The sequence below is a fragment of the Paenibacillus sp. LS-5 genome (assembly GCF_056121505.1).
In genome coordinates, this window is the sequence record NZ_JBWAVA010000005.1 from 211,898 (window position 1) to 226,002 (window position 14,105).

The following is a 14,105-nucleotide window of genomic DNA, read 5'->3' on the forward strand; positions in this document are numbered from 1 at the left end:
TGTTGTTGAGCTATAGTTTCCCCGTTAGTTCAATCCTGAACGCTTATTCAGAACTAAAGCCATGCAGGTTATAAATAGAATCCCACCAAGTCCTAATAGAATGCTTCCACTCCACTTAATTTGTTCTATAAACCCTTGCAACATGATATTGTACTGTTCTGTATCCATACTGCCCTGCATTTTCTCAATCATATATTCACTCACTTTTTCAGTACCCCATACAACAGAGTTATTTAATTGTATATAACCCACGATTATTACGACTACTGAGATAGCTAGTAAAAATTGCACAATGACTTTATTAAATGTGTTCAACACTAACGCCCCCATAAAATGGATATTTCACCATGCATCCATGTATACGAGTTAGAGGCTACAAAGTTGCGCTATCCTGCCCGTTAACGTATTAAACGGTTGCTTGCGCAACCTTTCAAGAACGTTTCCTGTTTTCTTCTGACAGTATAAAAAAAGACGCAGCCACGGGTTGATTGGCATGCGTCTATTTACAATACATCCGCTATTTTCAGCGGTGTATCTCTTTTACAGTACAAGCCTGACTACCTGCGTCCCTCTTCCCGTCAAGGTGTCCATTGATCATGAACGATACCAACCAGCGCGTGATCCTGCCCCATCTTCTCGAATACCAGGCGCAGGCTGCGCCAGTCCATTCCTTCATGTGCGGGATCAATACCCGCAATATGATATTCCACGAAGTCGTAACGATCCTTGGGATAGACCTCATTAATATTATTCAGCGTCGTCCCTTGTCCCAATCCTTTGTTGAGCGCGGTTTCGGCCTTATTCAAGAAGTCCGCATCATATACAAAGCGCTTGAAGTACTCCGCAAAGGTTAGCTTTATTATTTCCCCTGTTCCGGCGTATTCACGCCATACATAAGGCTTGGGGTCTTTCATCAGACCCTTCAGCTGATCCCGGGTAAATACCAGGTCGGTTGCTGTATCAACATAAGCGTAAGGTGAGAACCGGACGCCTTTGTCCGGGTGAGCCCAGGATGCTATAGTCTCCATATTTCCTGCCTTCAGGGCTCTTACCACCGTTACAGCCGCTTCCTCGGCGGTAGGCGGCATTCCTTCCTCGGGGGCATCCGAAGCCTGCGGCTGCTGACTTTCTGCCGGTTCCGAAGAGAGTGGGGATGCGGACGGGGATGCGGACGGGGATGCGGAAGGCGTTGCGGCCTGCGTTGGGGACGGTGATGCATCCGCCGACGGGGACACCTGGGCCTGCTCAGGTGCCAGTGTAGCATCCGGACCGGCTTCAGGTGCTGCATTACACGCTGATAAGACTAATAGAACAGCGGCTAGCGCAGAGCGTCCGAATATTCGCACAGTATTCTTCTTCATGAATTCCCTCCTCATGCTGCTATGGTTCTGTTTATAAAGACGTATTTAAATGGAAAAAGTTGCAAGTGCAGATGCACAACTCGCTGAAAGGTTCAGCACGAAAGATATATTAAGTATTATTACCCGTTCCGCGAGGGAGGACAGCCTTTTCGATAAAAGAGGTACCGACAAGCTGATTGTCACTGGTTATAGAGTTGTCTTCTGAATCATCAGGGGGCCCATATGGATGATCGGACGAATATTGTACAGCGAACCAAAAGAAAACCTTCTAGATCTCACAGGCAATATCTGTGAGGTCCAGAAGGTTGTGATCAATAGTAGACATAACGCGCTAAATGCGGCTTTCCAAGCAGAAGTCTACAGCTCTATAGCTCTACAGCTCTATGTAATATCTGGTTTCTTCGCTCTCTGTACGGAAACCGGCAGAATGATACAGAGCCTGGGCGGAGCGGTTATCGGTTCCGGTTACCAACGATGCGGTTTCAAGCCCATGACCTTTCAAATATTTCAAGGCTTCACTGAGCAAAAATCGGGCAATCCCCCGTCTTCTCCAGGCTTCCCGGACAAACACATCTTCAACAATGCCACCCTCGTCTTCCTGCCAGGCCATCACACTGCCAACTATCGTTCCTGCTTCACGCACGGTGATGGCGGTCCATAGCGGATGCCCGCGATGCTCGGCAAGACGATTTGCTCCAATCGGAGCATCCGGCCACACCTCAGCTTCCAGCTGCATATACTGTGTCTGCTCCTCGGGGGTTTCCATACGCCAATGCATGAACTCCAGTCCATCAGGGAGCGGCAGCTCCACAACAGGCTCAGTCAAGTGACGCTTCAGGGTATATAAGCTGTGTAAATACTGATACTCCTGCTGCTGCTGAAAATAACGGTTGTAGCTCTCTTCCACCACGTAGTTTCCAACACATAGTATGGTTCCATGGCTGCCCGGCAACGTCGCCTTGAGCTCATAGGCCCGGGCCAGCAAACACTCATGCACGCTATTCAGCAGCTCCACATCGTCTTCCCTGCCCGGCCAAACCCGCAAATTAATGAAGATCTTGTGCTTGCTCTCCGGCACACATTCGGGTGCGATAATATTAAATACCGCAATCTGCCCTTTGGCAACCATCTGTTGTCCTTCAAAAGCACAAAACACATTCGGATAGTTCTCTTCTTCCCCTACCCACCAGAACATCACAGGACCCCCTGAGGTTACCGCCTGGTATAATTCTCCCAGCGCCGGCATGTCATCCTGGTTAAAGTTCCGAATCACATATTCATTCAATAATGTCCCCTGCCTTCTTCTAGATTATTCCAAATTATAGCATGGTAAAAAAAGTACAGACAGCTAAAAAATGAATATACCTATTCAGTACCAAGAGCTGGCAGGTTTTCTCTAGTGAAGCTTGCATTATTATAGTAGTTCCTGCAGGGACGCCTCCGTGTGGATTTGAGAGTAAAAAAGCCATCGGCTTCGAATTCCGAAGCCGATGGCTGGCTGTACCGTTTACTTCGCGCCTCCGGTATTGTCACGCGGCGGACGCATGGTCAGGCTGACACGGCCTTTTTTCAGGTCGACACCCATTACCCATACGGTAACGTTGTCTCCAATGGAGACCACATCCATTGGATGCTTCACAAAGCTCCCGCTCAGCTGGGAAATATGCACCAGCCCGTCGTTCTTAATGCCAATATCGACAAAGGCGCCGAAATCGATTACGTTACGTACGGTTCCCTGCATCTCCATGCCGGGAACCAGATCCTCGATCTTCAGCACATCCGTGCGGAAGATCGGCAGCGGCAGCTCCTCACGCGGATCGCGGCCCGGACGCTGCAGGCTCTCCAGGATGTCGCGCAGCGTAGGCACGCCGACTTCAAGCTTCACGGCCAGCTCGGCGGCATCCTGCGATTCAAGCTGGGAAGCGACCTCCTTGCTGCCAAGCGAGGAGACTTCGAGCCCCAGCTCGCGGAACAGACGGTCCACCACCGGATAGGATTCCGGGTGAATGGGCGTCCGGTCCAGCGTATTGTCACCGCCGGGAATGCGCAGGAATCCGATGCACTGCTCATAGGACTTGGCACCAAGGCGCGGCACCTTCTGCAGCTGCTTGCGTGTGGTGAACTTACCGTTCTCCTCACGGAATTTCACAATATTCTTGGCAATCGTCGCATTGATCCCTGCGACATAAGACAGCAGGGAAGCGGAAGCGGTATTCACGTCAACACCGACATGGTTAACTGCCGATTCCACCACTCCCTTAAGACTCTCCTCCAGATGCTTCTGGGAGACGTCATGCTGATACTGCCCCACACCAATCGCCTTCGGATCGATCTTCACCAGCTCCGCGAGCGGGTCCTGCACGCGGCGGGCGATGGAGGCGGCGCTGCGCTCCGCCACATCCAGATCCGGGAACTCCTCCTGCGCCAGCTTGGAGGCGGAATACACACTGGCTCCGGCCTCATTGACAATGAGGTACGCCAGCTCCGGATCGCCGATCTCTGCGATGACCTCGGCGGTGAACTGCTCCGTCTCCCGCGAGCCGGTGCCGTTGCCGATCACTATGAGCTGTATGCCATATTTGGCAATCAGCTCTTTGAACTTCGCCGCCGCCTCTTTCTTCTTGTTGTTCGGCGGCGTCGGATAAGTGACTGCCACCTCCAGCAGCTTGCCGGTGTCATCCACCACGGCCAGCTTGCAGCCGGTACGGTAGGCCGGGTCGACGCCGAGAACGTTTCGACCCTTCACCGGCGGCTGCAGCAGAAGGCTGCGCAGATTTCCGGAGAAGATGGAAATCGCTTGCGTCTCCCCCTTTTCCGTCATCTCCCCGCGCACCTCGCGCTCCACGGAAGGTGCGAGCAGCCGCTTGTAGGCATCCTCGGTCACTGCTTCCAGCAGGTCTTTGACCGGTGACGGCCCCTTAATCAGCTTCCGCTGGATAAAAGCATGAATCTTGTCGGCAGTCACCTCTATACCGACTTTCAGCACATTCTCCCGCTCGCCGCGGTTGATAGCGAGAATGCGGTGTGGCGGCATTTTATGTACCGGTTCACGGTAATTATAGTAATTCTCGTAGACGCTCTCCTGCTCTGCATCCTTTGCTTCCGAGACCAGCATGCCTTGACTGGCTGTATACTGGCGGACCCAGGAACGGATTGCGGGATCATCGGCAATGTTCTCCGCTATGATATCCATCGCGCCCTGGAGCGCCAGCTCGGCACTTTCCACACCTTTGTCCACATCTATATATTTCGCAGCTTCCTCTAAGGGGTTACCCTGGCGGCGCTGCTCCATAATCCAGTCAGCCAGCGGTTCCAGTCCTTTTTCCTTCGCGACACTGGCTCGCGTCTTGCGTTTCTGGCGGAACGGGCGGTACAGATCCTCCACTTCCTGCAGCTTCACTGCCTTGAGAATCTGTTCCTGTAGCTCCTTCGTCAGCTTGCCCTGCTCCTCAATGGCGCGGAGGACATCCTTCTTACGATCCCCCAGATTGCGCAGATAACTCAGCCGTTCTTCAATATCACGCAGCACGTTCTCGTCCAGCTCGCCGGTCATTTCCTTACGATACCGGGCGATAAAAGGGATCGTATTCCCTTCATCCAGCAGCCCCACCGTTGTTCGCACCTGCTTCACACTGATGCCAAGCTCTTTGGCAATCGCCTGCGTGATCGTTTCCTGCTCCTGGCGGGCCAGCGCTTCTTCAGCCGCCGGACCCCCTTGATTTGTATCCACTGTCAATGAAATCCCTCTTTCCGTACACGATCTGTGTTCATATGATCTCCCTGAAATAGTATCACAGATTAGCCCCGCGCCAAAATGCAGGAGAAGCCCATGCCCGTTATTTTCCTTGGAGACCCGGGCGGCTCATCCGTTTTCTTGAAGTAAGCGACATTAAAAAGCAGAGTACGAGTACAAGCGCAGCCACCGCGTAGGGAAAGTTAATATCCAGGTCAAACAGGACGCCTGCTACAATCGGTCCGGCAATATTGCCGAGACTGGTATAGGCAGAATTCATGCCCATCACGAAGCCCTGCTGTGATTCCACAGCCATTTTGGAGAGCTGTGTGCCGACAGCAGGACGCAAAATATCCATGGCCAGAAACACAATGAAGGTTACAGTGACGATCGCCCAGTAGCCCTGAACAAACAAGGTCAGAAAGATGAACAGCCCTGAGGCCAGCAGAGAGGCCGAAATGACCTTGTTTTCACCAAAACGCTTCAAAATCCAACTGAAGGCCGTAACCTGAATAACAGCTCCCGAAATCGAACCAAAGGTGAGGACAAAAGCGATATCCTTCGGCGTGAACCCGAACTTGCGGTCCACAAACAATCCGAATACCGTCTCATAATTAGCAAGTCCGAAGGAAAGCACGAAAACAATCAGCAAACCGAAAAAATAGGGTTCCCGGTAGGAACGCACCAGTTGGGAAACAAGGCGGTCTTTACTCCCCTCCATGGACCCGGCTGCGGCAAGCTGCTCGGTTGAACGGGACTCCGGCAGTACAAAGAAGGTCACTACTGCCACGAAGGCCGCTGCCGCAGCAGCGGCGAAGAAAGGGACACGAAGGCCAAGCTCAGCCAGGTACCCACCCAGACCCGGTCCGATAATAAAACCAGTGGTAATAGCGGCATTAATCAGCCCCATGCCTTTAGCCCGTTCCTCCATGGAGGTCGTATCCGCCACATAGGCCATAACTGCAGGCATGATCAGGGCTGCTCCGGCGCCTCCCAGCATTCTGGACACAAACAGCAGCCAGCTGGACTCGGCAAGACCAAACAGCAGCTCCGACAGCGCGAACACAACCAAGCCGCAGACTATAATTTTTTTGCGCCCCACTCTGTCGGAGAGCCCGCCGGCCCAAGGCGAGAGTATCAGCTGGGTTAGAGAAAAGGCAGCCACCAGCAAGCCAACTACACTGCCTCCAATATGCAGCTCATTCATGTAAGTCGGCATAATGGGAACAACTAATCCGATCCCTGTAAAGGCCAGAAATATATTCAACATCAGGAGCAGCATCGCGCCCCGGTTTCTAAGTAATAATGTCATTTGCGTATCCTCCGTATTTCCGAACCCATTCGTGATATCTCTGGTGTTCCCGTAAGTAAATCATAAGAAAATCACCCAACGGGTGAATACCGCGTAGTGCCCATATCTTAGCGTGCACGCATACCTTGCAGAAGCAGTCTGATAGCTTCCCGGTAATACTGCATGATATCCTCTGGCGCCTTAGCAGAGGCCATGATCTCACTGACTCTGCCGACCCCTTCCAGCAAGCCGCTCACTACAATTACATAATGGTTCAGATTGCCTTTCACCAGGTACCCGGAGTCCATCCCTTCTTGCAGAAGACTGCGGCAGGCCTCCGAGGCGGATTCATAGAGCCGTGCAAGACGCTCTTGCACCTCTTCCGAGAGGGAATGAGATCTGGCATATTCCTCAAGCGCCCGGATCAGCGGATTCTGGAAATCATTCGCATAATGCTCGCCAAGTGCGTAGAACCGCTCCTCGACACTACTTATGTGGCTCTTCTTCTGTGTCCACTGGAGCAGCCATTGCTCCGTATCCTCTTCCACAACGTACAGGAAAAGCTCATCCTTGCTGGGAAAATGATGATACAGGCTCCCTTTGCTGACTTGGGCCGCTGAGCACACCTCGTTCATGGTTACAGCTCCGTACCCTTTTTGCGCAAACAGCTGTGAAGCCTTCTGCACAATGCGTTTCTTCGTCTCTTCTCCGTCAGAACGTCCTTTAATCCTGATTACCTCCTTCTAGACCGACCGTACGGTCTAATTATATCACAGAGCTGCCTCAAAGGTGAAAAATGGCTGCTCCTTAAGTGCCTGGAGGCCTATAGAGTCAAAGAGGCACACCCGGTTATCCCGAGTGTGCCTCTTACTGCATTAACGGTCATCTATAGTCTGCCTGATTAAAAATCAATCAGTCCCAGGCTGATTTGCAGCGAATCATCCACCAATTTCATAGTTTCGTCATCCAGGTGGGTGATCTTATCGGTCAAGCGTTGTTTGTCAATGGTCCGGACCTGCTCCAGCAAAATGACAGAATCCCTGTCAAAACCGTGAGCAGCCGCATCTATTTCCACATGAGTCGGCAGTTTAGCCTTCTGAATCTGGGCAGTGATGGCTGCCACAATGACTGTCGGACTGAAGCGATTGCCGATGTCGTTCTGAATGACCAGTACCGGCCTTACTCCGCCTTGTTCTGAACCCACCACCGGCGAAAGGTCGGCAAAAAAAACGTCGCCGCGTTTAACGATCAATATCTACACCCCGCTTACTAAGCGGCCTAGAGTACTGTCTGCATCTTCCTCCGCGAGAAACGCCTCGCATGCCATGGTCAAATTGATTTTAGCCATTTCCATATAGCCACGCTGCATCGAATCGCGTATGGTCCGTTTCCTCCGTTCGCTTAGATACAGCTTCATGGCCTGCCTGATCAATTCACTCCGGTTGGAGTTCTCCAATTGGACGATCCCATCCACTTCCTGCAAGAGATGATCGGGCAAGCTGATCATGATTCTTTTGGTGTTCTGCAAATTGGCCACCTTCTCTTCCACCCCCACAAACCTTCTGCCCTTGTGTTCCAGTGTTACAATATACAAGGAATTTTATACAAGGAATATATGCCGCCAGTATATCAAGTATGCTGCATTCCATTATAAACTACAAATGGCGGTTCGTATAGACCATAAGTCACACTAGTCAACACGACCTACTCCTTCTATATCAGTTCCAGTATGAGTAACACGGTAAGGCCATTAAGAATGATGCAAGGGGTTTACCAGGTTAGGAGCAGCGCCTTCGCGTATGAACACACGCGGCACCCGGTGGGCCAGCATACAGATTACCTCGTAGTGAATCGTTCCAAGATGGAGTGCCAGTTCATCTGCCGTGATCGACACGGCGCCCTGGCGGCCGATGAGAACAACCTCTTCGCCAGCTTTGATTTGTTTCGCTTCTTCAGCGAAAGATTTGAGCGTTACCATACACTGGTCCATGCAGATGGTACCGACGACAGGAACGCGGCGTCCGCGTATTAGCACCTCCGCTTTGCCTGTTAGCATGCGGGAATATCCGTCAGCATACCCCACAGGAAGCGTTGCAATGATCTCTTCGCTGTCTGTGAAGTATCGGGTGCCGTAGCTGATGCCCCAATCGGGCGGCAGGGTTTTGACATACACCGCCTGCGTCTTCAGCGTCATTACCGGGTGTAAAGCCACCAGCTCGCGGTTCACCTCTGTAGAGGGGTAGAAACCGTACAAGCTTATGCCTACACGCACCATGTTTCTGGATAAAAGAGGTGTATCAATGGCCGTAGCGCTATTGCCCGTATGTATGATCGGGATGTGAATGTTTCTGTCCCGAAGCGTTTCGGCCACGCTCATGAACCGTCGGTGCTGCAACAGTGTATAGCTTTTGTCTTCTTCATCTGCTTTGGCAAAATGTGTGAACATTCCCTCCAGCTCCGCCTGCGCTACAGCATGCACTTCAGCGATGAAATCGGGCGCGTCAGCCGGTAAAAGTCCCAGCCTTCCCATCCCGCTGTCAATCTTGATGTGCACCTTCAGCCGGTGCTCCGGTATAGCAGGAAGCTGTCTTATTGCCTCCAGCACCTCCGGTGTGAATAGTGTTACGGTTACATGGTTCTTCCAGGCAACGGCTATTCCTTCCGGTGAGGTGTAGCCGAGTACGAGAATAGGAATTAGTATTCCCGCTTCACGCAGCTCCAATGCCTCATCCAGAAAAGCTACACTTACATAGTCCGCTCCGAGTCGCTCCAGCTCCCGCGCCACTTCCACCGCTCCATGGCCGTACGCATTACCTTTGACGCATCCCATGAATTTGGTCTCCGCTGGAAGAACCTTACGGAAAGCCTCATAATTGGCACGCAGATCATCGAGATTAATCTCAGCTACTGTAGGTCGATAGCTTGCTTGCACTTCAAGGTCACCTTCTAACATTGTAGTAAAACATCTCTGCAGCATCTCATTAATGTATGTCTTACTTCAATGGTAATGCTAATGGAAGGCGGCTGTCAATGTAACAGGAACTATCTTAGTGCAGAACCTTGCCGGACTGTCCTCGTCTAATCAGACCTCTGGAAACGGTCGCGACGTCCTTCTAAGAACGGTAACCGTTTCAGCGAGAAATAATAAAAAAAAGCGGACACTGCATGTAGAGGAAAGACTCCCACAATACGCAGTATCCGCCTACTCCTATTTACTTACCCGTTTGTTCCTCCATAGAAGCGGCAATCTGCATCATTTCGCTAACCGGAAGATTTGCACTGGTAATCCGGTACTCGATACCATCGCTCATCCAGGTAAGTGTCTGCTGTTCATCACCGCTGAGGAGACCTGCTGTGAAGCCCAGATCAATCACACTGCCCGGAGCCAGCGAGACGGCACGGTCCAGCGGACGCGATTCCATAATCGTATACTGGTAGGTTCCGTCATAACGGATTAGTACTGAATGATCTTTGCTGTCCTCCAATTTATTGGAGTCCTTAAGCTGGACACCTGCAGGAATATATCCCGGTTCAATGATACCGAAATCTCCGAGTTCGGCGGTAACCGGCTGCCCTGATGGATCACTATTCTCCGGTACAGCCAACGGATTGCCGTTCTCGTCAACTTCCGCCACTGTGCTCTCCGATGGCGTGCCGGTGGCCATATTCTTTTGCATATCAAAAGAATCCTTCGTGAATTCCGGATCAAACTTGAAGCTGTCGAATTTCACGTTCACGACAACCTTGGCTTCGGAATCAGAGACCTGAACCTGCTTCGGCTCATAGGTTTTCTTGGCTAGCCAAATCTTCTGGCGGACCAGTGCGCTGCTCTGATAATTGGCCGCTACCTCGAACACATAATTGTCTCCATCCTCCACAAACTGGCGGTTGTTATCAGAGACAATTCCCCGGACCAGTGTCTGGTACAGGTAGACCTGACCTTGGTTGTCCGGCCAGTCACTCTGGAAGCGGAAGCTTTTTCCAAGACTTGGTGTCAGTACGAATACGCCCTCATCATTGCGCAGCACGATTTGCGTAACATCCTTCTGGACGTTCGACAGGCTGATCCGATAGTAAGAAGGATTCTTATACCAGACCTCCACTTTATACTCCTGTGGCTGCTCGCCGGTGTACAGCGTCATCGTGCCTGAACCCTGGTAAGCCCCCTGCTTGCTCTCCAATTTATCAGACACACTGTTCAAATCCTTGACCACGGAAGCGGCATCCTTCTTCCCGCACCCCGCAAGCACCAGGGTCACGCTCATAATGATAGCGAGTACCCATGTTATCCGGCGCATGACATCATCCCCTTAACCTGTTTTGAAAAGCATTGATTAGTACATGTCTATGAGGGACTTGCCTACAATATGCTGACAGGCATGACAAGCATGAGGGATAATCGCGGACAACCGGACTTCAATCTAAAAAACCCGCGCTAGGCGCGGGCTTCATGATACTCTTCTCCTCAGATTAGCCGGGCGATCTTCTCAATCTCTACGGCTGATGCAGCCAGCTGCTGCATGGAGGCGGTAATTTCCTCTGTCGCTGCAGCCTGACGCTCACTTTGCGCCAGACAATCCATCAGCGTGGCATCCATCTGGTTAATATTCTTCTTGATCATCTGCAGGATACCGGCGATGTCCTTCGCGGACGATGCGCTGGATACGGACATCTTCCGGATCTCCTGCGCGACAATGCCGAATCCCCGCCCATGCTCGGCTGCATGTGCCGCTTCAATAGAAGCATTAAGGCCCAGCAGGTTGGAGTTGTCTGCTACCTTCTGGATGAAATCCAGAATCTCGTCTGTCTTCTGAAGCTCCTCTACAACCCTCTGGCCCAGCACCTTCAAATCGCTTACTGTGCTCGCCAAATCTGTGGCGGTTCCGGCAATCTCCTCCGAAGTGGAACTGATCTCTTCTGAGGTCACCGCCAGTGAGTTCGCCGCAGAGCTCAAGGTTTCCTGATTGCCAAGGCTGATTCCTATCGTGAACACTCCAACAACTGCCCCGTCCCTGTCCCTGATCGGCATAGAGGAGGATTTGAAGGGCCATCCGTAGACTTCCTTCGGTATGTTTGCGCTGACTGCTTCCCCTGTCTCCAGCGCCATCCGTATTCCCCCGCTTGGCGGAACCGGAGTGCCCTCTTGGATGCGGATATCCAGTTCCGTCCCCGGAAGATAATAGATGAACTTATCCAAATCGGCCAATGCGAACATTACATCAAGTGGAAATAGCTGCTGCACCAGCGGCAATGATATTTTCAAAGATTCCAGTAAAGGTTCGATATCTGTTTCACTTTGGTTTTTCATGACTACAACAGCTCCTGTGGAAATATTTTTGATCATTATAGCACAGTAAAAAATAACGTTATATTAGATATTACCTTGAATTCCATAGATATGGCTTCCATCCAGATCGGTTCAGAGAACATCAGATATTTTAATTTTTATATCATTTTTTTTACATAAATACTTGTTACAACTAGATTGTAGCGACAAGCGGTATATCCAGAAAATCAGAAAGGGAATATGTAAAATATTATCATTAAATTAAAACAAATTTTGAACCGATAATGTAACGAAGCCATTTACAAGTTACATCAAACACAGAGGAGAATGAACAGATGGGGAACAGCGACAAAGGATTCAAAAACAAAATATTCAAAAACAAAGCATCCAATAAAATAGGCAATATGTCTCTAAAAGTTAAACTTCCCGTATTATTAAGCTTGCTGGTTGCTGTCGTTCTCTTGGCGACTTCAGTAACGGTATATCTATTCTCATCGGATCTGCTGCTCCGGAAAAGCAGGGATGAAATTAATGCCAATGGCGACCGCATAGGTGAAGGACTGTGGACTGCGATGCAGCTGCAGGAGCAGACCTCTTATGTAATTTCTGTGCATAATACCTTCAAGCAGCTACTAGAGCTTAGAAGCCAAGGAACCTTGTCCGATCAAGCCTTTTTTTCTTCAGAGAATCCCTACTTCAATAAGGCAAATTCGATTCTGCAAGACACGCTGAAAGGAGCAAATGGCAGTGACTCCTTGCTCGTACTCGACTCCCAGGGGACTATCGTGGCAGGAACAAAAACCGAGAATATAGGACAATCCAGATCGGACCGTGAATATTTCTCCAAAACGATTAAAGGAGAAGCATTTATCAGCGATGCGATTCAATCCAAAAGCAGCAACAAATTATTGTTGGTCTTCGCCCAGCCGATCAAAACAGATGACGGTAAGACGCTAGGCGTTCTGGCAATGACTGTAGACAGCAGCTTCTTCCTCGAAAAGCTGGGCAATATTAAGATTAACGGACAAGGCCAAATAGAGGTTATAAGCCGAAGCGGAATTGTATTGTACAACTCGACCGATCCTAAAAGGATAGGGAAAAGCGTCGGTAACAATCCGGGGATCAAAATATTACTGGATATTCGCGCAACCAAGGAGCTGGATACCCGGTCGGTCGAATATGGCAACCAGTATTTGCGGTTCAATAAAATCCCAAAGGCCGATCTGTCCGTTTCAGTGATCGACTCTTATGAGGACATCAAACGTCCCATTCAGGATATGCTGATGAAAATATTCATTGTAACCGTAATCGCCCTGCTGGTTGCGATTGGGTTCGGATTACTGTTATCCCGCTCCATCACGAGACCTGTTGGCAAGTTGACCTCGCTGTTCAAAACTTTGGCGGATGGCGATTTGACCGTGACGGCAGATGGCAAGTATAAAAGTGAGTTCAAGGACTTGGCAGACAGCTTCAATGTTATGGTCCGGCAAAATAAAGAACTCATCACCAATATGAACCAATCGATTACAGTGCTCAATACAAGCACCAATGAGCTTGAGAAGACCTCCAAGCAGACCGCCCGTTCCATTAATGAAACCTCCGTCACCTCAACGGGAATAGCCCAGGCGATGGAGCTGCAGTCCAATGACACGGAGCATATCGTTGATAAGTTCTCTGAATTCAGCAAGAAAGTTGCTGCAATGAACGACAACGCGCAATCGGTCAGACAGCGAGCAGAAGAAATCGTCGAAGTCTTCCAGATCAGCAATCAGGTCGTCGAGGGTCTGATCCAGATCAGCGACAAGAATGAACAGGAAGTCCAGAAAATCTCCGCTATCACTGTCAAACTTCAGGACAGCTCTAACAGCATCAGCAATATTACAGGAGCCATCAATCAGATTGCGACTCAGACCAATCTGCTCGCGCTTAATGCCTCGATTGAAGCGGCAAGAGCCGGAGAGCATGGAAGAGGCTTTGCAGTAGTGGCATCCGAGATCCGCAAGCTCGCTGAGCAAAGCTCGAAGCAATCGAACGAAATCTACGAGATTATCCAACAAAACCTTGCCTTTGTGGAAGAAAATAATGATAGTGTGATCCAGATCAATACGATTTCCGCCGAACAGGATGAACTCGTAGGACAGACTCAACAAGCTTTCCAGACCATTTTGGACAAAATCACAGATATCACGGTTCAAATTAAAAACATGGCCGATGAAATGGCCCATATGCAGAAAGACAAGGATGACGTTCTCGATTCGGCCCAAAGCCTCTCCGCTACCGGAGAAGAAGTATCCGCATCGGTGGAAGAAGTTACAGCTACTATGATGGAGCAGTCCTCTACCGTTGAACAGTTGGCAGAGATGGTAGGAACGATTGATCAGCTTACGAAAAACCTGGCAGAAGCAGCTTCTAAATTCCGGGTAGAGTAACCCC

General features: G+C 50.4%; 12 protein-coding genes. 1 reads left to right on the forward strand and 11 read right to left on the reverse strand.

Going from position 1 to position 14,105, the window contains the following annotated elements:
- Window positions 1–24: 24 nt before the first annotated feature.
- From AC0MA3_RS10585 to AC0MA3_RS10635, 11 genes are all read right to left on the reverse strand, one after another.
- A complete protein-coding gene (locus tag AC0MA3_RS10585; RefSeq protein ID WP_474656130.1) occupies window positions 25–315 on the reverse strand; it encodes a hypothetical protein in 291 nt (96 codons plus the stop codon).
- 263 nt (window positions 316–578) lie between these two features.
- Entirely contained in the window at window positions 579–1,361 is a 783-nt protein-coding gene (locus AC0MA3_RS10590; RefSeq protein WP_474656131.1) for a hypothetical protein, read from the reverse strand.
- 373 nt (window positions 1,362–1,734) lie between these two features.
- Window positions 1,735–2,646 (reverse strand): GNAT family N-acetyltransferase, encoded by a 912-nt coding sequence (locus tag AC0MA3_RS10595; RefSeq protein WP_474656132.1) that lies wholly within the window; start codon window positions 2,644–2,646, stop codon window positions 1,735–1,737.
- 222 nt (window positions 2,647–2,868) lie between these two features.
- Window positions 2,869–5,052 (reverse strand): Tex family protein, encoded by a 2,184-nt coding sequence (locus AC0MA3_RS10600; protein WP_474656255.1) that lies wholly within the window; start codon window positions 5,050–5,052, stop codon window positions 2,869–2,871.
- Window positions 5,053–5,197: 145 nt separating this feature from the next.
- Window positions 5,198–6,406, reverse strand: coding sequence for an MFS transporter (locus tag AC0MA3_RS10605; RefSeq protein ID WP_474656133.1), 1,209 nt, complete (start codon window positions 6,404–6,406; stop codon window positions 5,198–5,200).
- A gap of 107 nt (window positions 6,407–6,513) precedes the next feature.
- On the reverse strand, window positions 6,514–7,071 hold the full coding sequence (locus AC0MA3_RS10610; protein WP_474656134.1) for a TetR/AcrR family transcriptional regulator: 558 nt from the start codon (window positions 7,069–7,071) through the stop codon (window positions 6,514–6,516).
- 215 nt (window positions 7,072–7,286) lie between these two features.
- Window positions 7,287–7,637 carry a type II toxin-antitoxin system PemK/MazF family toxin gene (locus AC0MA3_RS10615; protein WP_019913013.1) on the reverse strand — a complete coding sequence of 117 codons (351 nt, stop codon included), beginning with the start codon at window positions 7,635–7,637 and terminating at the stop codon, window positions 7,287–7,289.
- Between the two features lie 3 nt (window positions 7,638–7,640).
- Entirely contained in the window at window positions 7,641–7,922 is a 282-nt protein-coding gene (locus tag AC0MA3_RS10620) for a CopG family ribbon-helix-helix protein (protein WP_025708964.1), read from the reverse strand.
- A gap of 213 nt (window positions 7,923–8,135) precedes the next feature.
- On the reverse strand, window positions 8,136–9,317 hold the full coding sequence (gene alr, locus AC0MA3_RS10625) for an alanine racemase (protein WP_474656135.1): 1,182 nt from the start codon (window positions 9,315–9,317) through the stop codon (window positions 8,136–8,138).
- A 280-nt stretch (window positions 9,318–9,597) separates the two neighbouring features.
- A complete protein-coding gene (locus AC0MA3_RS10630; protein ID WP_474656136.1) occupies window positions 9,598–10,683 on the reverse strand; it encodes a LolA family protein in 1,086 nt (361 codons plus the stop codon).
- 167 nt (window positions 10,684–10,850) lie between these two features.
- A complete protein-coding gene (locus AC0MA3_RS10635; RefSeq protein WP_379154883.1) occupies window positions 10,851–11,693 on the reverse strand; it encodes a methyl-accepting chemotaxis protein in 843 nt (280 codons plus the stop codon).
- A gap of 314 nt (window positions 11,694–12,007) precedes the next feature.
- On the opposite strand from AC0MA3_RS10635, the gene AC0MA3_RS10640 reads away from it, so the two are divergent.
- Window positions 12,008–14,101 (forward strand): methyl-accepting chemotaxis protein, encoded by a 2,094-nt coding sequence (locus AC0MA3_RS10640; RefSeq protein WP_474656137.1) that lies wholly within the window; start codon window positions 12,008–12,010, stop codon window positions 14,099–14,101.
- Window positions 14,102–14,105 lie beyond the last annotated feature (4 nt).